Source organism: Anaerostipes rhamnosivorans, from assembly GCF_005280655.1.
In the GTDB taxonomy this organism is placed as follows: domain Bacteria; phylum Bacillota; class Clostridia; order Lachnospirales; family Lachnospiraceae; genus Anaerostipes; species Anaerostipes rhamnosivorans.
Window position 1 is genome coordinate 2,684,787 of the sequence record NZ_CP040058.1, and the last position, 22,233, is coordinate 2,707,019.

The window sequence follows — 22,233 nt, forward strand, 5'->3', positions numbered from 1 at the left end:
TCACACCACCTTGCAAATGATTATGTAGAGATCGTCTCTTATCTTATATACCAAGACCAAATCCCCAGCTTTCAGATCTTTGATATTTTCGTTTATCTTATAGTCGTCTGTATCTAATTTGTTCCCTCCAACTTGTATTTCTGTTGAAGATACTGCTTCGGCCAACTGAAGCTCTTCAGGATTTGTTTTGCTTCCCATCTTCTTCATAATCTCTAATAACTGTTCATATTGATTCACAGCACCCTCCTTCCCTGCATCCAATGTTTCACATAATATGTGCTGTTTAGATTGCTGATCTTCACCCCTCCTGAACTTGAACAGTGTATAAACTGCTTATTCCCAAGATAAATCCCGACATGAGAAGGCCCGGCCTTATAGGTCCCCTGGAAGATTACCAGATCGCCTTTCTTCAAGTTTTTTTTTGAGATCTTCTTTCCTTTAGTTGCTTGGGCCGCTGCCGTTCTCCCAATACTGATTCCGGCCGCTTTTTTAAAAACATATTGCGTGTATCCAGAACAATCCGATTTTCCACTTTGCGGGCTTGCGGCACCGAATACATATCGGACTTTCCCTTTATATGTTTTTGCCTTAGAGATTACTTTATCCGCTTTCCCTCCGGATGCACTTGTCTGCTTAAATCCCGTTCCATTCCCGATGATTGCGTACCCTTTTCGCTTTCCAAATTTATTACACTGTGCTTTTGTCTTCATTAATAAATCAAAATGGTAAACTCCATTTTCTATATTAATCCGGCCGCCACGGTCATTGACCTTATGCACTTTTTTGTCCCTGGACGTTTTTGTTCCAAGGACCTGAATCTGCTTTCCGTATGAAATTGACTTTGGTGCAGCGCAGGTATATTTTGAGGGATCAAGCTTTTTCCCTTTGCAATCATAAAACCCACCTTCCATTTTATTGTTGGCCGGGTAATATGCCGTGAACAAAGCTTTTACTTTTTTTCCATTCAGTATCCCTGTGCTTTTTGTCTTATTATCTTCCGTATCACCATCCTGGGTATCCATGATATTTTTAAATGCAAGTTCTAAAGTCATCATGTGCGTGCCGTTTTCCCAGGTATGGGAGTCGTTTTCGATGTAAAATTTTCCGGTCAGTCCAGAATCATCATCATGTATTTTTAATCCATATCCTGAGATACACCGGATGTCACCAATCGCAGTAATGGACGCACTTTTTTCTATTCCTGTTAGTGTGTTCTTTGCTTCTTTTTTTCCGCTGCCTTTGTCAACCGTAATCGCCTCCTGAAAGGTTCCATACGTTTTCATCCATTTCTTGTTTGTTAACGTGCCAATCTTCTTATTCTTTTCATTATATATTGCGACTTTATTGATCATAGAATCGCTCGTCTCCTGAAACTCTGATTCTGTGATTCCCTCTCCCTGATTCAGTTCGATTTTAAGTAGTTTTCCTTTTTCTATTACAGAAAGCTTATCCCCTACCATAACCGGCATATATTTCTTTCCTTTTTTCCGATATGCCTTTGTATAAACTGCAAGGATCATATTGTAGTATTCTTTTTCCTGAAAGAAGATCTTTGATATTTTTACCCCGGTTTTCGCTAAACTTGTTGTCTTAACCTTCAGATCTTTGCAGATCAGTTTCACAATTTGTTCCGGTTTTTTCTTTTTGAATTTATACGTCCCCTTGCTCCGTAACAGATGAATCATGAAATCATTGCATGTGATAGTTGTATTTCCTGCTTCTCCGGTCCTGGTTCTTGTTGTTACCTTCCCATGAAACAATTTATTATCTCCATCATAAAAGCAAACAACATCCCCGACTTTTATATTTGGAATTTTAAAATTCTTATCTCCTGCCGGATTCACCATTCCAAACTCAAATGTTCTAGCAGCTTGATAGCTACTGCCTGACCATGTATAGTTCGTAGTTATGTCTGTAATGTCATTGCCTTTCCATTTAACTTTTAGGCTCATTTTTCTATCACCAGCTTTGTTCCGGGATAAATCCAATGTCCATTACTGGATGATTTCCTCCCATGTTTTCTTGCAGTTTTTTCAATGATCGTTTTGTTTTTCTTGTAGATTTTTTTCCAGTTCGATGATTTCCCCGTCTTTTTCTTTGCAATACCCCACAAGGTATCTCCTTTTTTTACCTTATACGTTGAAGTTTTTATTTTCTTACTTGATCTCTTTTTTGTCTTGCTTTTCTTTTTTACTTTCTTTCCCGACTTGGTATTTGTTTTTTTCGGTTGTGTCGTATATTTAACTACCACATATTCTTTTAAACTGAGCGTAAAGCTAACATCTTCGGTTCCGTCATCCTGCCCATACTCGAAACTCTCAATAGACACCGCCATGTTGATATTTGGTTTTCCTGTAATCATGAGTTGTGGGGTAACTTTTCCATCTTTCCACGCCTTAATCTTCTTCACATAATGCCATGGATCCGTGTTAAATCCTTTGTATTGGCAGAAGTCATATTCCTTTGCAGGGAAAAAGGCACTGATCTCAACTGTTCTCAGTGCCTTTTCTCCAAGTAAATTTATTTCTCCTTTTCGATGTACGTTTACGCTTGTATTGTTTTGTCCGTCTGAGATCTTATAAGAAGACGGGATGACTGCAAGCCTGATTTTATCACTTCCATTGTTTAACCAAAATTCCCTTTCTTCCTCCTCATACTACAACTTTTGATAGTTTCTTCACAATCTCATCCACAATACGGTCAATGTCTTCATCCGACCTCACGATAATCTGATCGGCCAGTTTTTGAATTATGATTGATTTCTTTCCTTCTTCTCTGGCTTTTTGTATGCTTTTATCGTGCGGCCAAACTTTTGCACCACTCGGCAGATTAACGAGTTCTCCGCCTTTCTCGTTAATCTGTGCAATACCGCCTTTCCAATTTTGAGTACCTTTTGCAAGAGCCGGGATCTTAGGAATATTCACTCCAAAGCTTTTCCCTCCATATTTCCCTGGAACCCAAGAAGGAATTTTAATCTTCAACTTATTCAGCCCGCCAATTACAGTATTCACCAGACCGATAATCCCGTTCAACGGGCGTTTTGCTATTCCCAGCAATGCTTCAAAAATTCCAGAAAAGATTTTTTTAACGCCCTGCCAAGCCTTTTTCCAATTCCCCGTAAAAACTCCGGAGATAAAATCTACAATTCCGGAAAAGGCTTTTGTAACACCTTTGATAATATCCAGCGTAGATTTCAGCCATCCCGAAAAATATCCGATCATTAACTTCATTGCCAGCTTCACGATTTTTAGCAACGTTCCGCCGATAAATTTCGCTATCGGTGCAAGAGCTTTTAGTAAACTCTTCAATATTTTTATGATTGTTTTAAATGCACTGTTTATATTAGAGGCTATCGCTTTTACGGTCTTTCCTAATTGCTTTACATCAATTCCTGCACTTTTCATGGCCGATATTACGAATTTGGCCATCTTCTTTGCACCAGCACTGATTTTATCCCAGTTCTTATAAACTAAGACTGCTGCTGTTACAATTGCCAGCAACGCAATAATCACGATACCAGCTGGACTTTTAATCATTGCGGCAATCCCGCCAAATCTATTGATGCTTCTGAGCAATTTTGCCCATGCGAGATATGATTTCCCTACCCAAAAAACCATTTTTCCAAACATTAAAATCACCGGTCCGACCGCTGCCGCTACCATAGCGATTTTTACAATCGTTTCCTGTGTCTTTGGATTCAGTTTGGAAAACCGTTCAGATAGGTCCTTTACCTTATTGGCCAGCTTTGTTGCTGGCGGAACAACTACCTTTAAGACAGCCTCCCCGAAAACCGTCATTCCGTTCTTTACAATATTGACGGACTTTCTGATCTTACTCAGCGGTGTTTGAATTGCTTTTAATGCTTTCTCTGTTGATCCCGTTGAATCATTCATTTTTTTCGTTTTCTGATTGAATGTATCATATTGGGAACCGGTCAGGGCCAATGCACCAACCAAGGCTCGTGAGTTTCCAAACAACTTCGCCATCTTATCGGACTGGCCGCCTGTTTCTTTTTTCAGAATCTGAAGGACTCCACTCATTCCCTTCGCCTTGATCATTGCCTGCCCGTTTTGATAGCCATATTTAGCCATCAAATTTTGCATGGACTCTGTAGGCTTTAACAGCCCAGTAAAAATTCCTTTCATCTGCGTGGTTACTTCTGCCGTATTCCCCGTAACCCCGGTCAACGTCGCCATGGATCCGAATAGCTCTTCGTAGCTCACGTTCAAGCTTTTTCCAAGCGGAAAAAGTGGCTGCATACTCTGCGCCATTTCAGGAAATGTCGTAACGCCTAGTTTCTGCGTCTGGAATGCCAAGTCAGATATCTTCTTTGCAGTCCCTTCTGAAATGCTATTGTAGCCTTTCATACCGGAAGAAATCAGGGATACAGAGTCTTTTACCTCAGCTCCACCTGCTTTCGCGGATTTAGCCATGGCATCAAATATCTTTTCTGTTTTCTTCCCTCCATCACCCAGACTTGAAATTGCTTGATACATTCCTTTCGCTGTTGTATCAAGCCCCAGCCCGGTATCATTCGATGTTCGCAGGACCGCATCTTTGTAGCCCTGTAAATGGCTCGTATTGTCTAACAGGGTATTAATCTGCCCCATGTTCCTTTGGAAAGTGTCAGCCATCTTTCCACTCGCCATCCCAACCCCTATGATTGGCATGGTGACTTTTCTGGTCAGAGAAGAACCAACAGATTGAATTGATTTTCCTGCCTTTTGAATCTGTTTTGCCTGCCGCTGCATCAGCCCCGTCTGATGCTCCATATTTTTTGCAGCCTTTGACAGTGGTGATGAAAACTTATCGACTAATCTGAGCGTCGCATCAATTACTCTGCTCCTTTTGCGCCTCCTCTCTTTCTTCGCATTCTTTCAGCAGATACCCATACACCACTTGTTGCTGATTTGGCCCCATATTCATGTGTTGCTCTGGCAGAATATTATGATCACGAAAAAGAAGATACCCCATGCTGATATCTTCTTTTTCATAGATTAGTTTTTTATTGTTTCCGCCTTAACTGATGGTGCACCCAATTCGGAAATTGCATCAGCAATCTCCATGACCTCATTTTTAAATATCATCTTTGCCAGATCTTTTGGAGTGGCTGCTCCAAAATGCTCTTGAAGACCTTTATCCCTTAGGTCTGGATTCACTACTCCTTCTGTTGTAATAAGCAGGTTAATGTCATACATTTTTGTCAGATCCGGTTTACCTGTCTCTGCGTTTACTGCATTACACTGTAATTCAGATAACCTTTCCGGATCAATTTCCCTGATTGTAATTTTCGGATCTCCGATTAATTCTTGCATTCTGCCTGACTCATATGTTTTTTCTTTCTTCTCTGTTATCTTCTTTTTATCAATCTGTAATAATTTATCAATCAAATTCATTTTATCTCCTCCTATACCGCGTCAATCAATTCTGCATTTTCAAAAGTAAATGCATATGACTCTTCACCTAATTTTCCAGCTTCCCAGTCCGCTATCGTTAATTCATCAAAGCTTACGCCGGTTATTTTTACTCGCTCATTCCCAGCTGCGGCTGGATCTTTTAGATTTGAAATAATCGTTATATCCGGCATTTTCCCTTGTTTTACATCCTCAAGCAACAGTTTCAACATATACGAGGACACTTTATTTAATTTTAATGTACCAGTTCCCTCAATCTCCGTGATCTTCTTTCCTTTTGTGAGTGTCCCGGTCTGGTTTACATCTGCTTTTGTAATCTTATATTTTGCCTCTAACCCAATCGCTTCAGCCATGTATTGTTCATTTAACCAGACTTCACCCCAAGTTCCGTTAATTACTTGATTTTCTTTGTAGCTATCCCTTTTCCTACCTCCTAAATTGTAATCTCCATGATAATGTCTTCGATTGCGTCAACAATTCCAATACTCGCTTTCAGGAAGACGCTGTCACCCGTGTTTGCTTTTTTAAGCTCTTCGCTGGACATTTCAGTGGTATCATACCCTGCTGCCTCTAAATATTCTTTGTTAGCTTCGATGTCAATTTCCACTGCGGCCGCAGATAAAACACTCTGTTTTACCAAATCATCCAAATAATTTTGAATTGCCGATACTAAAAGACACTTATTGTCGTATGTATTCGGAACTTTCCCGATCCAGTTATTACGGACCGTGCGCGTAATATCTGCCCGTATGGTGTCCATAATGTCGACAATCTTAATCTTCTTTTGCTGTTCCCCCTTTTCTGAAGTTATTGTTTTTAATGAGTTTACACCCCTTGCGATCCGGATATCTTCTCCATCGTAGAAAAGAATCAGCTTTCCTTCGTTGATTGCATTGTCCATTTCGGCTTTCTTCATTCTTGTACAATCCTGTACTTCCGGAAGGACAAAATAAGTTGCAGACATTGTGATCGGTGTTCCTGCAAGAAGTCCAGCGATACGCGGACAAAACTGATCTGCGGTATAATCTTTACCATCAACTGTCGTATTCTCTGTTGCGTAATTTATAACGGCTTCATGATCAGCTTCATAATTCATAACTGCCTTTACGTTCTTCCCCTGCGCTCTTTGCTCTTTTACCCAATCTACAACTTTTTGTGAAACCCCTTCTGCCGTTCCGTTAAGTGCAAGGTAATCAATTTGCTCGCTTTCCAGCGTTTCAAGCGCGGTATCTATCTCGGTAAATCCTTCTCCCGCAAAAACAATAACTGTCCGTTTTGGCTTCTGTTCTCCCCCAATCAAAGACATTTCAACTGCATTTTTATCTACTCCCGATGGAGCCTTGTCCCCCGGAGCAAGTTTTAGAATTTTTTCTTTATTTGTTGCTGCTAGGATTAACCCAACGGTTTTAGAACCGGCTCTATCTGTTACACTTTTGGCCAGTTCTGAAAATCTGATGCTAATTTGTGGCATTCCCATGTGTTATTTCCTCCTTTACTCTTACACCTTTGATTTTCGGTTCTGTTGCGATTTGACGAATATCCTCGTAAAATTCAAGATTGAATGTAAATTGCATGATGTTCTGTGCTTTCCCGGTGTATCCCAGTTCAGTATCCATGACTCTTAACTTCTCTTCACAAACTTCAATATAGTCTCCAATCCCCTCTCTAATCTTTTCGGCTATTTCAAGCTGTTGAGATTCATCCTTGTCTTTTTGGAAGAACGTTGTCTCAATCATGCATTGTGATTTTACAATGCTGATTGTTGCTCTTTCTCTGAAAATAAGCGGAATAATACGTACAAAAAAAGAAGGGGTTTTATATCCTTCTTCTACTTCTATCGAATATATTTTTTTAATTTCTGGACATTGCTTTTTCAGAATCTTGATATAGGCATTCTTTATGCTTTTTAATTCTATCACTTATTTGCCTCCTCACATATCCTGTTTAACATCCGTTTCGCCCGCTCTGCATGTTTTTCATGCCACTTTGCAATAACCGGCTCTTTGATCCGTTTCCCATGAACAAACCCGACCGTCTGACCTCCATTTTTGAGTTTCTTCCCTTTTCTGCTGACCGGAGTGACCATCTCGTGTCCATTGTTAATCAAATGAAAATGAGGATTCTTTTTTCCTCCCTCTGCAAGAAAGTTTGTTTCAAAATCCGCTCTGAAACGATATATCTTGTCAAATCGAAATCCTTTTACTATGTTTCCGGTTCCCTTTTTTACCTTATTCCATGTCTCCTGCTTCATATCTTTTTTAAATTCAGACTGTTCTTTTTTCAATGTACTTTCTGCAAGATCCGGGAATTTTTTTGCGGCGGCCTCTAACTGTTCTTCAATTTCTTCAATTCCATCGAAGTCAAAAGAGATCACTGATATCACCTTCTTTTATATACTCTGTGCACTGAATCTCAAGCATTTGGTGTTGTTCCTCTATATCCGCAACATATTTCACTTCTAATTTCTTCCCCTTATACTCAAGGATTGTATCCGTTTTAATGTCTTCCCTGTACCTTGTGTAAATAACATAGGAGATCTCCGGAATAATTTTTAATGCCTCATAGTATTCTCCTCCCCTAATAGATTTTACAGTCGCCCATATTCTTTTTCCCTTTATTTCACGATGAACCGTCTGTCCCATTGCATCTTCTGTTTCTTCTCTTCTTATAACAAAAATCCTTTTGTTCATTTTACCAATATTAATTTGCTTCATTAGGTCCTCCTAAATCAAATTTTCTGAATATTGATAAATGATGTTTTCCACGACCCGATTCATGTTCTGGTTGTCAACATACATTCTTCGGTTATCATACATATCTTCTACCAGAACAAGAATTGCTACTGTCAGATCATCGCTGGAATTGATCTTTTGATCATCAATTCCAGTCTGATTTTTTATGTAGTCGATTGCTGCGGAATGAAATATTTCAATATCCTTAAAATCACTTTCTTCGGGATCGTCAATTTTTAGATAGTCAGCTATGTATTCCGGCGTGAGTTCATTTGCCTTCATTCTTTGTTTTCCTCACTTTTTCAATGTATCCGACTTTCAGTAGGTCTTTTACGACCTCCGTCTCTTCACATTCTCTGACTTCTCCTTTTGACATTGTGATGGTACCACAAAATTTTTTTAATGCTCGAATCTCCATAGACTCCTCCTATGACGCTTTCATTTTCAGCTTCGCAATCTTCTGAACGTCTGCCACCTTTGTATCAATTTCCATCCATGCAACCACTCCAACGGCGTGCATCGTCGCATACTTTTCCCTCAGCACCTCGATAGATGCTTCTTCTGTTACCTTTACTGCAAGACCGCTCATATCCCCGTAGATAATTGCATCTTTCCCCGCTTCCATCTTTTCCATGTTTGCAGAGCAATACACATCTTTTCCAAGCAAAGTATAACCCCACTTCGCAGATACATCCCGATTTAATAAATAATTTCCATCTGCATCCTTCAGTTTCCGAATTGCCTTTCTAGTATCTTTATTCATAATCCAGATACATTCTCCTTGATACGTATCCGGCACTTCTTCCTGTACATCAATCAGCTCATCGGCTGTGATGGCGTTTGCTGCTCCCGCAGTTATTACCTGTTTTACCCCTTTCATTCCGTCTGCTTTATCTGCTGTTCCGATCAGACATTCATGTTCTACAAATTTCGCAATTGCTTTACCCATATATTCTATGACTTTCTGAAGAACATTGAAATTGCTGTTATTCATCAGTTTTTTTGATACTAGCGTCAATGCCCCTGCCAGGAATCCGGATAAATCAATTGACTTGAAGGATCCGGAACTTGAAGTCAATTCCGTAAACTCATCCGCATAAGCCATTGTAATAGAACTTGTTTCTTCGTCATAATATGGAATTGAAATATTTCCGCCTACATTATACCGATCTGACATCTGATATACCGGACAAATATCAACGACCTTTTCAATGATTTTATTCATGATAGAATTTGGAATGACTGCCCCGTTATCCGTAAATGTTAAGTTTTCCGCGCGCTCTTCTGTTGCGTTGCCTCGGAGATAATCAACGAACGCTCTTTCTTCGACACTGAGTTCCCCCGTTTTTTGTTCCTGCTGCTCTGTTTTTTTCTCAGGATACATAGAACGAACTTTTTCTTTTGCCTTAATCGTCGCATCAATCCCGGCTATCTTTTTTTCCAGGTCGTCAAATTTCCCTTGCTCATCATTGCTCATTGCACGCTCTTCTATTTCCGCCGTTTCTACAATCCCCTGTAATTCTTCCAGATAGGCAGCTCTCTGCTCTTTTAGACCCTTAATGTTTTCTGCTCTTTCCTGGATTCCTTTTTTTGTTGTTACAATTCTTCTCTGCTTATTCCTTAATTTTCCCTCCTAAATTTTTAATTCTGTTTTTGTATGATGAAAGATCCAGTTTTTCTCCAGCTCTTAAATCCTCATATACGGCCTCTGTCTCCTCGGCCCGCTCCTCAATCACTTCTTCCCCTTCAGAACGCAAATAGATCGAAGTTCCTACGTAACATGGAAGCTTCCTTTCGTCAATTAAAGATACCTCTTTCAGGTCAAGATCTTCCACGTATCTTCGCTTTAGACCTGTTTTCATTTCTTCTTCACTTGCTTTTTTCTCGACAAAACCAAAGGACCAGCCCCGAAGTTTCTTTTCTTTTGCTTTTTCCACGATCTCAGCGTCCGTGATCTCCGCAATCGCCCGAAGTCCGATATTGTCTTCAAATAATTTTATATTTTCCTTTGTACTTCCAAGTCGCCTTGAATGGTCGTGGTTCAATAAAATTTCAACATCATCTGCCCGCTCTAATGCTTTTTTAAAAACTCCTGGGACAATTTGTTCTATAAATTTTTCTCCGGTTCTTCGGTCCCTGATTGGCCTGCTATCTCTCCCGACTGCATTGACGTATCCGTCAATGAGGACGGATTGTTCTCTAAGTTCAACTCTCCTTCTTCTTCCCCCTTTCTTAATTTGTTTAGATCAATCGTTTTATTGGTATTTAACACATAAACTTTATTTGCAACCGGATCAAGTAATCCATCGTTTAATCCGAGTTTTATAAATTCGACTCCCAGCTGTGGCATCTTCTCTTTTTTTCTCACTTCATCTACTTGCAAGAATCCTTTTTCAATGCCTGTCCCGTATGCAGCGTATCGTTTTTCAATATCGCTTCGGTTCAGATCATCTGTATCTGCTTCAAAGTAATATTCCCCTTTTTCTGATTCAAGCAGCATTGCCCGGTTGATTGCAGTTTCCAAAGCTTTTAGGACGTTGTTGATCTCATATTTAATAAAAATCTTCTCATCTCGCTCTGTGGCTTTTCCTTCAATCATTGCCGGCGGAGTTCCGACAATTTTGCAAACTTCTATTCCATTTGTTTTTTTATTTTCATTGAGCTGCATCTCAACTGAAGTGTTCGATGCTTCTTTGAAGTCCATACCTTCATTTAGAATGACAACATTTTCTCCATTATTTGAGTAGAGTTCTTTCCACGCTGCTTTCAATTCATCCATTTGCTCTTTCTTCAATCGGCGTTCTGATTTTAAAAATCCTTTTTTATTTCCACCTTTTGAAACAAGATTTTTTTCAAATTTTAAAGCTGTGTATGCCACCGACAACGATTCCTTATTTTCTTCTATGATACTTTTTCCCCTGATCCCATCTTCTGTATTTCTCAATAGCCTGATCCAGTCTTCCGGATCATATGTATTCCCCTGTACCATGATCTGATAATCCTTGAAAATAACATCAGCATTTTCCCGAAAGGAAATATTGCTTTCTTTTACATAGTGCAGGCTTTCTATCTTCCTTCCACTTTTATTGATATATGCGTACCCTCCTTTTCCCAGGAAATAATCCATTATTAGCGCATGTTTGAACTGGTATCCATCCAATGTATCCCCGGTATCTTCATTTAAAAGGACCGTTCTTTCGTCTTCTACCACTTCATTTTTATCACCGTTCCTTTTATAAAGCTTGATAGGGATTGCCGCCACTGTATCCGCTATTTTAAGAATTGCCCCCGCAAGAGATGGAATGTTCATCGCTTTTTCCCGATCCATTTCAACACCATAGATAAAGGCTCTTAACAGAGCTTCGTTCATTTCCGGTGTTTCTTTAACTTCAGGCTCCGCCCGTTCCTTTCTTTTAAAAAACTTCCTTTTATACCTCCTTCATGCCATCTGACATATAAATCCATCATTTCCATACAACATATCCTGTTGTATCAAATAGATTGCATTGATTAAGGAAATCACCATATCGACTTTTCCACTTGATTTTTTCTTATTCACATATTTGTTCAAATTCGTATCTTCTGTGCACCTGGCATTCTGAAAGTTGATTTCAAGTAAACGATTACTTTCATACTGAAATTCATGCTGAAGTATTTTTTCCTTCAATAATTTCGTTGGCATATGAAGTACAGAACTATGCTGTTTAATATCGACACATTCAAATCCTTCTGCCTCAAGTTTTTGCACTGTTGCAAGCGCGTTCCACTTATCGTAACCAATTTGGACAATCTCAACATCAAATTTCTTCTCGATATCCAGGATAAATTTTTCAATTTCCCCATAATCAATAACTTCGTCTCCGCAGGCATAACAATATTCATTTCTGATCATTTTTTTATAATCGACATGCTCCTTGTTTGACTTGTATTCAATCTTGTCAGCTGGCAAGAATCCAAATACTTTTGCATAAATGACTCCTTCTTCCTCTGTTACCATAGCGACTGCCGTATTATCGTCCGTCATGGAAAGGTCAACTCCCAGCCATACGCGGCGACCTCTCCAAAATTTCAAGTTTTGTTCTATCCTACATTCTTTAACTTTTTGTACATCAATATAACCTTCGGTTCCAAGCCCTTTGTACAGAATGTTGCTGTGCTTACATAAATAATTTTCCCTTTTATTTTCATAGATAACTGCCAGATTACGTTTCTTTTTAAGTTCTTTAAAAATATATTCATGTGCTACTGCCACCGGATTACTTTGGTAAATAACACGATCATCAGTTTTCCATGCATCCCCGGTCTGTAACTCCTGATCCGGCTCATATAACAAAGAAAAATATCGACGGTCATCAGTCAGACCGTCAAGCGTTTTCTTTGCTATGTCAATTTCATCCACTAACACATTATTATCGTTCGGATATTGTGTTGAAATGATGATCCCCAGCTTGTTAAATAATGTGATCTGAGAAGAACGCATAGCTTCTACGGGGTATTCATCCAATGCACCAGCTTCATCCGCAAGGAATGTATTTGCAAGTTTACCGTCCATCCCGTCTTTGCTATATGCAAGCGGGGTGTATTCGTTTTCATTTAAATTACAAATGATCTGACTTCGTAAAAGCTTAAATGCAGATTCATCTTCATCGTATAGTGCTGGTGATACCTTGATTATTTTTCTGATTGCTTTTTGTAGCTCGCTGGAAAGTGACAAATCTGGTGCAACGGAAAAGAACCGGGAAAAATCCGGTTCTGTAAGCATCAATATAATAAATATCACTGCGCTGGTGAAGGTCTTGAAGTTCTTTCTTGCAATTTCCAATAATGCAGTGACATAAAATCGTGAGTCAAATTCAGAATTTCTTAGCTTTGTACAAAGAGTTGCCGTAATAAACAACCATGCGTAATCTTCCAGTCCATCATAAATGCTGCATCGAAGATCCGGGTGGATCATGATTTTTAATAACCGGCATATTCTCTCATACGCCTCTTCATCGACATAAGCATCCGGATCATTGTCATCTGCAATATTAATCCAGTCCTTCGCCTGTTTTTTCACATAGTTTGGTACCTTTCCATCTGTTTCAGTGACACACCACGCCGCATACTGATAAGCTTTCCCGTCACGAACCATTCAGCGCCTCCATCAAAGGATTTTTCTTTTTTTCTGTTTTTTTTGGCACTGAACGTAAAGCAGATGCAATGGTCATAATGTTTTCTTTTTCGATTTCTAACAGCATTTTTCTTTTTGATTGCACCTGCCGATCCAGAGCAATCAAATTTTTTTGCATACTATTTTCCATCCCATAAAATTCTTTGAGTGTCATTTCCTCATGTTCAATTAATTCATTCTCTTTTTCTTGAAGGTCGCAGAGCTGTTCAAACATCTTTTCTCTTTTCTGCTCAAACTCAAAACACTCGGCGTAAAGAAGACAATACCTATTGATCACAACTCCGTACAAATCATCATTTTTTTCTATATTTTTTAGTAATTTTTTTATTCTGAGGAACTCTTTATGAGCAATTTTATTCTGTTTTACTTCCGGTTTTTCTCTAATTTCTTCCCCTGTCAACAAAGATTGTTCAGCCTGCTTGCGTTGGCGCATTTCCTTCTTTGTCCGATGGGAACGACCTTCCATCTCAATTATATTTGTTGGCTTTGTGGGTGTTGGCCTTAATATCCCTCCTATCTTTTCAAATTTGAAAACCTGATGTGGGAATAAATTATAGATAAAGGTAGGGCGTCGGTCTACACGACCGATGGTATTTCATTTTTCCACCCCCAGGGGGGTACCTGCTACATCTTATCTGCTACTGTTCTGCTCCTCGACAATCCGTTTCAATATCCTTCTGCTTATGTTCCCCTTCTCTGCCTCTTCGTGATGATACCCGCAGAGAGTAATCAGGTTGTCATCATCCAGCCGCTTATCCCATGCTTGACACAACGGCTCAATATGATGCACTGATATGTTTTTATAGTTATGTTCCTCTACTGTTCCCGCGATCTTTCTGATGCAGCATTGGCAAAGGTAAGCGTCTCTTTCCCGGATCCTTATGCTTTTCTTTGTCCATACCCTTGATCTGTGGAACTTTGTTTCCTTTGTATTCTTCTTATTTGTTTGTGGCTTTTTCCCACAGTTGAACTTACTGTCATGGATCCTTCCACAATATTTACAACTTTTCAGCATCTTATCCTCCTGACAAAATTGCGGACATAGGAGTCGAACCTATAACTTCGGCTAAGGAGACCGACATGATACCCTTTCACTAATCCGCGCCACTCCACAAAATAAAGGAACAAGGACTGTTGCCGTTTGGCTACCTTCCCTGTTCCCTATTCCGATACTACTATAATACTATAAAAAAAGGATTCTGATTACGGTCATTCTATATTTTTTTTGACAGCAAGAAGTAAAACTTTCTACGTCTATCATAGAACATATCCTTTTCGCACGGAATGTTCATTACTGTCTTTAAGTATTTGAATGTAACATTTTCTTCTGTAACTGCTTTTAGAAGATATTGATAGATATCACCATCCGCCTCAATGGCTGTTTGTTCAATTATCTGGCAATTTCTATCCGCCTGCTGCCGAACTATTGCAAGATTCTGTGTCGCATCATTACTCCCATTTCCCTTTGGCATCCCGTCCATGTCCTGGCTTCCCACCGTGTCCGTCTTGTACTTTAATATATCCCGGAACTCCGTGTATCTGAGTGCAAAATGATAAGCCTGGTAGAATGCATGCTTAGTAATTCCCCATTTCCTCTCAGACAACGGTTTAGGCATGTTTTTTGTCTCCTTTTGTTCCAGGATAATTAATCCTGCATCCTTGTCCAGCTTTCCAGTAATCACATTCCTTGCACTTCTTTTTATTACAGTAGTTCTCTGCTTCCTTTAAAATTTCTCTCTCTGTCATTGTTTGTGTCCTCCCTATACCACATACTTTTTATGATCTGCTTTTACATTTTCCTGGGTTGATTTTGCATAGATGGAAGTGGTTTGTATGTCGTTATGTCCCAAAAGCTGCTGAACTTCTTCCATCGGCATTCCTCTGTTTAAAGCGTTTGTTGCTACGGTCCTGCGGAACCGGTGCGGATGTGCTTTCTTTACTCCTGCACGTTTCCCAAGCTCGCAGATCATACTTTCTATTCCTTCTTTCTTCAGCCTGCTATGCGGCCGCCGCAGATGAACGAATAGAGCTTCGTTGTCGTCTTCTCTGTCATTTATGTATTCTGTCAAGGTTAGGATGGCTTTAGGATTTAAGTATACAACTCTTTCTTTCCCGCCCTTTCCATATACGGTTAATTCGTCCCCGGCGATATCTTCCCTATTCGCCTTAACAATTTCTGATACCCGGCATCCGGTACTATAAAGAACATCTATGATTGCCAGATCTCTTTTATTTGTCGTCTCACGTCTTAATTTTTCAAGTTCGATTTCTGAATACGGTTTTTTAATTCGATAGTCCTGCTTGATCTTTGCAACCTTCCTGGCCGGACTGTGCTGAAGGTATCCTTCTTCCTGCTGCCAGTTAAAGAAAGATTTTAATACCCGCAACTCGTTATCTTGCGTCACTTTAGATATATTATCTCTCATTGCCCGTTCAGCCAAATAGTACCGGATATCATTTGTATCAATATTCTTGATATCCTTTTGAATCTCATGAAAGAATCTTTGCAGGACATAACCGTAATAGTTTAATGTCTCCATAGAGAGTCCGGATACCTTTTTAGAGACAAAGAACATGTTATACATCTTGTGATCCTCGTCTTGATTATAGATTGTTAATTCCGTCTTTCGATCATCAATTTCATAATTATTTAACACCAGATACATGCTTTGTTGCACCGTTGAAAGTTGTTCCGGAGTAAACTTGACGGATAACCTGACTAGCAATGTGTTGACCAATTCTTCTTTTTTGTTCATAGCTCTTTTTTAGGAAGATATCTATTGTCCGCGGAACCTATCCTCCTTTCTTTTCTTTTTTCATATTCCCCTCTCTATTCACATTGTGAATTCATTAATCTTTTTGGATTCTTATTTTTTAAAAAGTTCTGGTCTATATTTTCTTATAATTCTTACCGCCATAATCTGTCTGCATTTACTTATTGCGCTGTCAAACTCTTTCTTATCTTCTGTATTCTGTGAACTTAACATTGAAAACTCTCCGCAGCAACGACTTAGTAATCTTAAAATCTGTTCTTGATTCCACAAATTGAGAATCTTTTGTCTGCACCTTAACCCCTTTCATAGTCCTCTCTTGAACAGTTGTTTCTATTTTATATACCTTATCCAAAGGAGACTTAAAGGATATCCCTTCCTTTAATGTTTTACTGCTCGTACCTCCAAAAGCGGACCATTTAATACCAACATTGTTTGCTGGAACATATGCCATGCAAAATGTTATAACCAAGAAAAGTGTTAACGGGATAATTGCAAATAGTTGTTTCTTCCCCGGGCTGAAATAGTGACCATTATCATCTACGTCCTTTTTAATTCCAAATATCATAACTGTTACCACTGTTGCCAAAAGCAATAAAATCTTTACTAAAAACATTTTTTATACCTCCATTTTTTTAATTTCCCCGTACAGCCGATAGGACAGCTAAATCTCAGTTTCGGTATGTATCACTACACACCATTACGCACCAAATACTCACTTAATGCCTGCCGGATCACCCAGGAAATTGAGCGATCTTCCCTTTGGCAATACTTAATCAACTGTTTCATTTGTTCAGGTTCCATGCTAACATTTTGACGAATATATTTTTGTTCCGGCTCCTTTTTCTGTCTTGCCATGTTGAAACACTCCTTTCCTGATGTGTAGCAATACACAAATTTTTTAATATCTCAGTTTAACCATCATAGCAACTACAAGGGATTTCGTTTTCCTCATAAAATTGGCACATACTGATCTGGCTATCTTCCCATTCCATGTAGTTTTTCCATGCAAAACTCCTTCCAAGTCCTTTTACTTTAATAAGCTGGTTCTGCGCATTGTCCTCTATTGTGATTGCCCTATTAAATAATTCCGGATAGTCCCGTCTTAGCGCCTTGATTTCGGTCTTTTTCATAGATGGGCAAAAGAAACAGCTGCTCTTTCCTGGAAGTTCAAGTCCTTCCTCCTGTATAGCCTTAATACAATCCTCTCTGTACCAATCCCAATCAATCAATGCATAAATTTTCTTATATTTCTTGTCTTGTAAATCAATAGCAAATGCATGTTCCTTTCTTCTCACTTCTCCTGCATCATACCCAATATACTTATTTATTTTCTTCCCTGTCTTCCATATTTCTTTACATTCAGGGTGATGGTTGCAATATTTATCCTGAGGCCCGATCTTGTGTTTTAAACTACATTTCTTCCATCCATATGCTATGCTAGGAAGAGAATGGGATTTTAAGCACTCTTCTTCTAATGTAAACACATTCCCTTCTTTATCTACATTTCTCACAACTGTAATTTGCGGTAATCCATGGATTTTAAGCCACTCATTAAATCTACTTACATGCTTATATGTATGTGGATGTTCTCCTCCTGTATCTGAAAACAAGATCAGGTCAATAGGAATTTTCCTTCTATACATACCAATAATCATTGCAGTACTATTCGTTCCTCCACCAAATGATACAATGTTCATGTCCTTCCTCCTAAATTCTAATTTTATTCATCTGTTGCAAATTCACAGATTGCTAAAATATCATCTATACAAAACTCTAGATCTTCTGCAATATCACATACAATCGTGCCACCTTTGCTCTCTTGCCCGTCCATTTCAGCCACGCATTTTCCGCATCTATTTTGACTATTACATCTAATCATCTTTTCCTCCTCAAATACTAAAAATACGGGGTTTTGCACCTTGCACGATCCGGAGTTGAACCGGCTCGTTCAGGGAATCGAACCCCTCTGCACCCCGCTGGATGTCCGTCACCCACTAATTTTTATATCCTGGACAATAGTAATCTGTCGCTACATAATCATCTATTGGTTTACAATAAACCATTTCGCCCTCGTCATTGTCCTTCACCAATTCGCCTTTTATGCAAGTGGCGCAGCATTTATCGTCATACCACTCTTCCATATTGCCCTCCTAAATCCTAATTTTCAGTCTTCTACAATGTCACACTCTGGAATTATATACTTCTGATTATTGGTGCTCATACACTCATTTGTTTTGCAGTCTATTTCTGGATCTGTAATGCACTGTCTTCCGATGCAAAATATACACCCAAGGTTTATGCATCGGTCAACTTCTACTATCTTCGTTTCGTTCATATCTGTATCTCCCTTCTTTTCTAAATTCTAATTTCTTCATATCCCATATCCAGATATTCTTCTGCAAACGGACGAAGGTATTCTTTATAAATGTAGTTTTCTTTTTCTAATTCATCTTTTCCCTCTAATTCAGAGTCTGGTATTTCCACCTCATCTACGTGCTCTGCGCCTTCATATCCAATTCCGCATTTCATTCTTATTTTCATTGCTTATCCTCCTTAATATTCTAATCCTTAGGCATCCTGTATTTCCCATTCTTAGTGGCATGCTCTATTTCTTTAAACACTTCTATTGCTCTTTGTCTGCTACCATAGGTGCCAACAATAATATTTATTCTTCTGTCTTCTGTAGATTTTATTTTTATTACTTTCCCAGACTGAATAAATTCATAGGCATCATATTCTTCACCACTTTGTGCTAAGATTATCATTTTACCTCCTCAAAATTTTAAATTATACCTCTTGTTGCAGACCAAGTGATTCTCTCAATATGAAACACAAAGTATTCCACATTTTGTTTTGCTCCCCACTCTTCTTTTCCTTTTCCAATTGATAAATGGCATTCCGCTATAAACTCTGGTACGTTATTCCCATAACCATTCCTAAAATGTACCAGAAAAGAACGGCCTGTGCTCGTCTCTATCAAACATTCTTTAATACCTTCCCAGTGTTCTTCTGGATATCCCAACTCCCTGAGAATACGCTTTGTCCAATATGGTTTGATTTCTCTGTATTCTTCACGCTTTTCACCAGTAAGAATCATCTGGAACCATTTTCTTTTTATCGGTAATAATAGCATCCTATCCCCCTAAATCTTAATTTTTTATATCTCCTCATACGACAACTCTAAATGCTCCATCCCAAATGGGCGAAGATATTTTTCATAAATATAGCTGTCTTTTTCCGTTTCATCCATCCCTTTCAGTTCCGATTCTTGTATTTCAACCTCTTCTACGTATTCTGCTCCTACGTACCCGATTCCACATTTCATTCTTAATTTCATTCCCTCACCTCCTAAAATGCTAATATAGGTGAGTTTTCTAAGCGTATTTGATTATTCGTATAATAATCAAAACAATAGAAATTATTATGCCAAGTGAAAAACTAATGAAATTCTGGAGAGCTTCGTTGCAATGCCGGAATTTTTTTGTCTTTTTCATTTTTATCGTTTCGCCCCTTTCTCTGGCCGGAACCAGTCCACTTCTTCTATTCACCGTTAATATCTTCCCTCAATAATTCTCCTTAGACTATTGGAAGTGTCCTCTAAGAAATATTGCAGTTCATCCTCTACCTCTGTTCCTGATCCTTCCTCAAAAACTTTGATCCGCGCCTCGTCCAAAATCTGTTCCGACTTCTTAAGGATCTCCTGCTCCTCCTCAGTAAATTCAGCCCTGCATTCACCGTTTGAAACAATCTCCATGTCTTTTCCTCCTTCCTTTCGTAATGCGAACAATTTATTTTCCAATTTTTATTAGTTTAAGCATGTACTTTGCAATTGCTGTATCTTTTGCTTCTTCGTCTCCTTCTTTTGCTACCACTATCACTTTTGTCAGTTCATCCGCGGCTCCTCTTAGATTTCTTTGCATTTCTCGTATCTCTCTAATACTCGGATCATGCTCTTCTAGCTCCACTTGATCATATTCCTCAGAGAGTTTATCAATTGCTCCGCCCAATAAGATTTCGCAATATCCTTTTAAATTTTCTTCTGAAGGATGTGCATTATTATTTCTAATCTCTCCATATCTTTCAAGCGTCTTTAAATCATCGTTATCCAATTCTATTTTTATCTGTAATTCATAAATCCCTTTTTCTTTTTCTATCATGATTTTCCTTTCTACATTTTTGCAATCAATATAAGAAGGATTGCTTTTTGAAAATGTTCAAATTGCTTTATTTTGTCCCCTCTCCATTCACTTATAAATCCTGCCGTAACCTCAAAAGCGGCCACAAAAATTAGCGCAGTGTGTAATATTAGTTCCATCATCGTTCTAACCAGCGTGAAATTTCATCGGCAGAAAATGTAAATATTGTATCTCCGTCTGATACCGACAATGTTTTTCCCGTCTGATCATTCGTTACCATGACTCTCAACATTTTTGTTTTATATCCGATTCTTGTGCCTGTTTTTTTGATTCCTTTTACAAAAATTTCTTTATTCTTGCATTCCATTTTTCTTCCCTCCCTTTGCGTTCTTCTGATTTCGTTTGATAATCTATTTATGTTCCTGTTTTGACTATCAAGTCTGTCTTCTATTTCATCTATCCGTTTCAATAATTTCATTGTTCTCCTTTCTGCCCCTACTAAGAGGGGCCTACTCGCATTAGTTCCTTTAGTCGATATTAATAGTTTCTTTGTGATATATGCTACATGTTTGGATATGGGACAATTTCTCTATGTCCACATTCCTTACACTTATAGCCGTCTGTTAATCCGTATTCTATCTCTACAGCTAGTTCCTCAATTTCAAAATCCCTGCTGCCGCACTCCGGGCAGCTCCACCACGGTATAAATTCTTCATACATCTTTCACCCCTAAAATACAGTAGCCAGGTTTCAGCCCTTCATGATCCTCCAGAACATATGTTATTTCCCTTCGGATAATATCTCCGCTCCATTCACCATCCTTATACTTTCGCATCTTCATGAAATCTCCCACTTTATAATCCCGGTCGTTTTTTCGTAATTCAAATGGTTTTATCCCCGCTTTTGCGTCCTCAAAAAACTCAGCCGCAGTTTTAACATCATGTTCAATTCTCCGATTGCGAATCTCGCCGTTCGCATCTACCGTCTGATTCTCAGGTTTGTTCATAAAATGTGTCTCTTGCAGTTCTCGCTCAGACATGGATCCTGGTATATCTTTGTTTTTAAAGTCAAGACAATAATCAACAGCTTCCCCTTTTTCGCTACACTGCTCCCAGTTTGCACATGAGAAGCATTTTGATATTATTTTTTCTGGATTTGCTTCGAACCCTCGCTGCTCTCCTTTCTCTTCAGTGCCATGTGCTTCATTTTCAACAAACTCTTCCATTTCAATCTGACCTGGTATTGGTTTTGCTTCTTCCTCTTTTTCCTTCATCGTGATTACATCGTTTATGCTGAGAGTTCCATTTTCTTTGTACAGTTCAAATACTCTTTCTTGCCATTCCTCTGACATACCTGCTGCCTCATAAACTGCCGAAATACCTATGTTGTCGTTTTTAAACTCTTCCATCAGATCTGAACAAAGATTTTTATATATTGTTTTATATCTCCCGATCTGAGCCGGTGCACTTTTTACAATCTCGGAAATTAATTCCCTGGTTTTCCCCTTTATTTCATACTCTTCTCTAAGTTTTAAAACCAGTTCTTCAGTTTTAATAACTTCCGTCATTTTCTCCCAATCCGTTTTGTCCCGGTATCTATTTGCCATGATCAGGGCCAGCCTGTCCATTATGGCATTTTTACTGTCTTTCTTTACACATGGCACTTTCCGGAATCGTTCTTTTCCCTCTTTCACAAGTGCAAGCATAGCAATTCTTCTCCTGTGCCCGGATATGATTCTGTATTTTTCTCCTTCTTTCTTCACAAGCAGTGGTTGCAGCAGGCCCTACCAATTCAATAGACTGTTTCAACTCTTCAATTTCTTTCTTTGTATCGTAAAAGTTTTCTTTCGACGGGGCCAGATCATAAATATCAATCATTATATTTTCTGCGTCCTCCAAAACTTTCTCGCTCTTTTTTTCTACTGTCTCCTTTGATCTTTGGTTCAGTAGATCCATCAAGTTAAAGTTTTCCTTTGGCATTTTTCCTCCTTAACGTGACCAAATT

At 38.8% G+C, this 22,233-nt stretch carries 37 protein-coding genes and 1 tRNA gene; all 38 read right to left on the reverse strand.

Annotation, left to right across the window (positions count from 1 at the left end):
* Nucleotides 1–237 carry a hypothetical protein gene (locus AR1Y2_RS13320; protein ID WP_118476676.1) on the reverse strand — a complete coding sequence of 79 codons (237 nt, stop codon included), beginning with the start codon at nt 235–237 and terminating at the stop codon, nt 1–3.
* Nucleotides 234–1,952, reverse strand: coding sequence for an XkdQ/YqbQ family protein (locus AR1Y2_RS13325; protein ID WP_137329402.1), 1,719 nt, complete (start codon nt 1,950–1,952; stop codon nt 234–236). Before AR1Y2_RS13325 ends, AR1Y2_RS13320 begins: the two co-directional genes overlap by 4 nt.
* Nucleotides 1,949–2,410, reverse strand: a complete 462-nt coding sequence (locus tag AR1Y2_RS13330; protein WP_243118753.1) for a LysM peptidoglycan-binding domain-containing protein — start codon at nt 2,408–2,410, stop codon at nt 1,949–1,951. Before AR1Y2_RS13330 ends, AR1Y2_RS13325 begins: the two co-directional genes overlap by 4 nt.
* Before the next feature lie 241 nt (nt 2,411–2,651).
* Nucleotides 2,652–4,772, reverse strand: a complete 2,121-nt coding sequence (locus tag AR1Y2_RS13335) for a phage tail tape measure protein (protein ID WP_137329404.1) — start codon at nt 4,770–4,772, stop codon at nt 2,652–2,654.
* Between the two features lie 225 nt (nt 4,773–4,997).
* Nucleotides 4,998–5,396, reverse strand: coding sequence for a phage tail assembly chaperone (locus AR1Y2_RS13340; protein ID WP_137329405.1), 399 nt, complete (start codon nt 5,394–5,396; stop codon nt 4,998–5,000).
* A gap of 11 nt (nt 5,397–5,407) precedes the next feature.
* Complete coding sequence (locus AR1Y2_RS13345; RefSeq protein ID WP_243118754.1) at nt 5,408–5,767, reverse strand: phage tail tube protein; 360 nt, start codon at nt 5,765–5,767, stop codon at nt 5,408–5,410.
* An 80-nt stretch (nt 5,768–5,847) separates the two neighbouring features.
* The gene (locus tag AR1Y2_RS13350; RefSeq protein WP_137329407.1) at nt 5,848–6,891 is read right to left on the reverse strand and encodes a phage tail sheath subtilisin-like domain-containing protein; all 1,044 of its coding nucleotides are present in this window, start codon (nt 6,889–6,891) and stop codon (nt 5,848–5,850) included.
* Complete coding sequence (locus AR1Y2_RS13355; protein ID WP_137329408.1) at nt 6,872–7,333, reverse strand: phage tail terminator family protein; 462 nt, start codon at nt 7,331–7,333, stop codon at nt 6,872–6,874. Before AR1Y2_RS13355 ends, AR1Y2_RS13350 begins: the two co-directional genes overlap by 20 nt.
* Nucleotides 7,330–7,788, reverse strand: a complete 459-nt coding sequence (locus tag AR1Y2_RS13360) for an HK97 gp10 family phage protein (protein WP_137329409.1) — start codon at nt 7,786–7,788, stop codon at nt 7,330–7,332. Before AR1Y2_RS13360 ends, AR1Y2_RS13355 begins: the two co-directional genes overlap by 4 nt.
* Complete coding sequence (locus tag AR1Y2_RS13365) at nt 7,775–8,128, reverse strand: phage head closure protein (RefSeq protein ID WP_137329410.1); 354 nt, start codon at nt 8,126–8,128, stop codon at nt 7,775–7,777. Before AR1Y2_RS13365 ends, AR1Y2_RS13360 begins: the two co-directional genes overlap by 14 nt.
* A 9-nt stretch (nt 8,129–8,137) precedes the next feature.
* On the reverse strand, nt 8,138–8,428 hold the full coding sequence (locus AR1Y2_RS13370; protein WP_137329411.1) for a head-tail connector protein: 291 nt from the start codon (nt 8,426–8,428) through the stop codon (nt 8,138–8,140).
* Nucleotides 8,415–8,564, reverse strand: a complete 150-nt coding sequence (locus AR1Y2_RS17830; RefSeq protein ID WP_175403652.1) for a hypothetical protein — start codon at nt 8,562–8,564, stop codon at nt 8,415–8,417. Before AR1Y2_RS17830 ends, AR1Y2_RS13370 begins: the two co-directional genes overlap by 14 nt.
* Nucleotides 8,565–8,573: 9 nt before the next feature.
* Nucleotides 8,574–9,749 carry a phage major capsid protein gene (locus AR1Y2_RS13375; protein WP_175403716.1) on the reverse strand — a complete coding sequence of 392 codons (1,176 nt, stop codon included), beginning with the start codon at nt 9,747–9,749 and terminating at the stop codon, nt 8,574–8,576.
* Between the two features lie 10 nt (nt 9,750–9,759).
* Nucleotides 9,760–10,329: an HK97 family phage prohead protease gene (locus tag AR1Y2_RS13380; RefSeq protein WP_243118910.1), complete on the reverse strand. Its 570-nt coding sequence runs from the start codon at nt 10,327–10,329 to the stop codon at nt 9,760–9,762.
* Nucleotides 10,254–11,516, reverse strand: coding sequence for a phage portal protein (locus AR1Y2_RS18050; protein WP_137329414.1), 1,263 nt, complete (start codon nt 11,514–11,516; stop codon nt 10,254–10,256). Before AR1Y2_RS18050 ends, AR1Y2_RS13380 begins: the two co-directional genes overlap by 76 nt.
* A gap of 69 nt (nt 11,517–11,585) precedes the next feature.
* Entirely contained in the window at nt 11,586–13,280 is a 1,695-nt protein-coding gene (locus AR1Y2_RS13390) for a terminase TerL endonuclease subunit (protein ID WP_137329415.1), read from the reverse strand.
* Nucleotides 13,270–13,752, reverse strand: coding sequence for a hypothetical protein (locus tag AR1Y2_RS13395; RefSeq protein WP_243118755.1), 483 nt, complete (start codon nt 13,750–13,752; stop codon nt 13,270–13,272). Before AR1Y2_RS13395 ends, AR1Y2_RS13390 begins: the two co-directional genes overlap by 11 nt.
* A 198-nt stretch (nt 13,753–13,950) precedes the next feature.
* Nucleotides 13,951–14,334 carry an HNH endonuclease gene (locus AR1Y2_RS13400; RefSeq protein ID WP_137329417.1) on the reverse strand — a complete coding sequence of 128 codons (384 nt, stop codon included), beginning with the start codon at nt 14,332–14,334 and terminating at the stop codon, nt 13,951–13,953.
* A gap of 18 nt (nt 14,335–14,352) precedes the next feature.
* Nucleotides 14,353–14,423, reverse strand: a tRNA-Arg gene (locus AR1Y2_RS13405).
* Nucleotides 14,424–14,533: 110 nt separating this feature from the next.
* On the reverse strand, nt 14,534–14,935 hold the full coding sequence (locus AR1Y2_RS13410) for a hypothetical protein (RefSeq protein WP_137329418.1): 402 nt from the start codon (nt 14,933–14,935) through the stop codon (nt 14,534–14,536).
* On the reverse strand, nt 14,928–15,065 hold the full coding sequence (locus AR1Y2_RS17835) for a hypothetical protein (protein WP_175403653.1): 138 nt from the start codon (nt 15,063–15,065) through the stop codon (nt 14,928–14,930). Before AR1Y2_RS17835 ends, AR1Y2_RS13410 begins: the two co-directional genes overlap by 8 nt.
* 14 nt (nt 15,066–15,079) lie before the next feature.
* Nucleotides 15,080–16,075 carry a site-specific tyrosine recombinase/integron integrase gene (gene xerA / locus AR1Y2_RS13415; RefSeq protein WP_137329419.1) on the reverse strand — a complete coding sequence of 332 codons (996 nt, stop codon included), beginning with the start codon at nt 16,073–16,075 and terminating at the stop codon, nt 15,080–15,082.
* 202 nt (nt 16,076–16,277) lie between these two features.
* Nucleotides 16,278–16,706, reverse strand: a complete 429-nt coding sequence (locus tag AR1Y2_RS13420; protein WP_137329420.1) for an SPFH domain-containing protein — start codon at nt 16,704–16,706, stop codon at nt 16,278–16,280.
* Nucleotides 16,707–16,780: 74 nt separating this feature from the next.
* Nucleotides 16,781–16,948 (reverse strand): ribbon-helix-helix domain-containing protein, encoded by a 168-nt coding sequence (locus tag AR1Y2_RS13425; RefSeq protein WP_137329421.1) that lies wholly within the window; start codon nt 16,946–16,948, stop codon nt 16,781–16,783.
* A gap of 56 nt (nt 16,949–17,004) precedes the next feature.
* Nucleotides 17,005–17,790, reverse strand: coding sequence for an adenine nucleotide alpha hydrolase family protein (locus AR1Y2_RS13430; protein WP_137327839.1), 786 nt, complete (start codon nt 17,788–17,790; stop codon nt 17,005–17,007).
* Between the two features lie 23 nt (nt 17,791–17,813).
* Nucleotides 17,814–17,972 carry a hypothetical protein gene (locus AR1Y2_RS17840; RefSeq protein ID WP_175403654.1) on the reverse strand — a complete coding sequence of 53 codons (159 nt, stop codon included), beginning with the start codon at nt 17,970–17,972 and terminating at the stop codon, nt 17,814–17,816.
* Between the two features lie 115 nt (nt 17,973–18,087).
* Nucleotides 18,088–18,234 (reverse strand): hypothetical protein, encoded by a 147-nt coding sequence (locus AR1Y2_RS17845; RefSeq protein ID WP_175403655.1) that lies wholly within the window; start codon nt 18,232–18,234, stop codon nt 18,088–18,090.
* A gap of 23 nt (nt 18,235–18,257) precedes the next feature.
* On the reverse strand, nt 18,258–18,428 hold the full coding sequence (locus tag AR1Y2_RS17850; protein WP_175403656.1) for a hypothetical protein: 171 nt from the start codon (nt 18,426–18,428) through the stop codon (nt 18,258–18,260).
* 20 nt (nt 18,429–18,448) lie between these two features.
* Nucleotides 18,449–18,634 carry a DUF7167 family protein gene (locus AR1Y2_RS13435; protein ID WP_137329422.1) on the reverse strand — a complete coding sequence of 62 codons (186 nt, stop codon included), beginning with the start codon at nt 18,632–18,634 and terminating at the stop codon, nt 18,449–18,451.
* A gap of 20 nt (nt 18,635–18,654) precedes the next feature.
* The gene (locus AR1Y2_RS13440; RefSeq protein ID WP_137329423.1) at nt 18,655–18,858 is read right to left on the reverse strand and encodes a hypothetical protein; all 204 of its coding nucleotides are present in this window, start codon (nt 18,856–18,858) and stop codon (nt 18,655–18,657) included.
* 17 nt (nt 18,859–18,875) lie between these two features.
* Entirely contained in the window at nt 18,876–19,226 is a 351-nt protein-coding gene (locus AR1Y2_RS13445) for an ASCH domain-containing protein (protein ID WP_137329424.1), read from the reverse strand.
* 24 nt (nt 19,227–19,250) lie between these two features.
* Nucleotides 19,251–19,430 (reverse strand): DUF7167 family protein, encoded by a 180-nt coding sequence (locus AR1Y2_RS13450; RefSeq protein WP_137329425.1) that lies wholly within the window; start codon nt 19,428–19,430, stop codon nt 19,251–19,253.
* 213 nt (nt 19,431–19,643) lie between these two features.
* A complete protein-coding gene (locus AR1Y2_RS13455; protein ID WP_137329426.1) occupies nt 19,644–19,847 on the reverse strand; it encodes a hypothetical protein in 204 nt (67 codons plus the stop codon).
* 34 nt (nt 19,848–19,881) lie between these two features.
* Entirely contained in the window at nt 19,882–20,250 is a 369-nt protein-coding gene (locus AR1Y2_RS13460) for a hypothetical protein (RefSeq protein ID WP_137329427.1), read from the reverse strand.
* A 157-nt stretch (nt 20,251–20,407) separates the two neighbouring features.
* Nucleotides 20,408–20,707, reverse strand: coding sequence for a hypothetical protein (locus tag AR1Y2_RS13465; RefSeq protein ID WP_137329428.1), 300 nt, complete (start codon nt 20,705–20,707; stop codon nt 20,408–20,410).
* 83 nt (nt 20,708–20,790) lie between these two features.
* Entirely contained in the window at nt 20,791–20,949 is a 159-nt protein-coding gene (locus AR1Y2_RS17855) for a hypothetical protein (protein ID WP_175403657.1), read from the reverse strand.
* Nucleotides 20,942–21,835, reverse strand: a complete 894-nt coding sequence (locus AR1Y2_RS13470; RefSeq protein ID WP_243118756.1) for a DUF3850 domain-containing protein — start codon at nt 21,833–21,835, stop codon at nt 20,942–20,944. The genes AR1Y2_RS17855 and AR1Y2_RS13470 overlap by 8 nt, the downstream gene beginning before the upstream one ends.
* Nucleotides 21,836–21,866: 31 nt before the next feature.
* Nucleotides 21,867–22,208, reverse strand: coding sequence for a hypothetical protein (locus AR1Y2_RS18055; protein ID WP_243118757.1), 342 nt, complete (start codon nt 22,206–22,208; stop codon nt 21,867–21,869).
* Nucleotides 22,209–22,233: the final 25 nt, after the last annotated feature.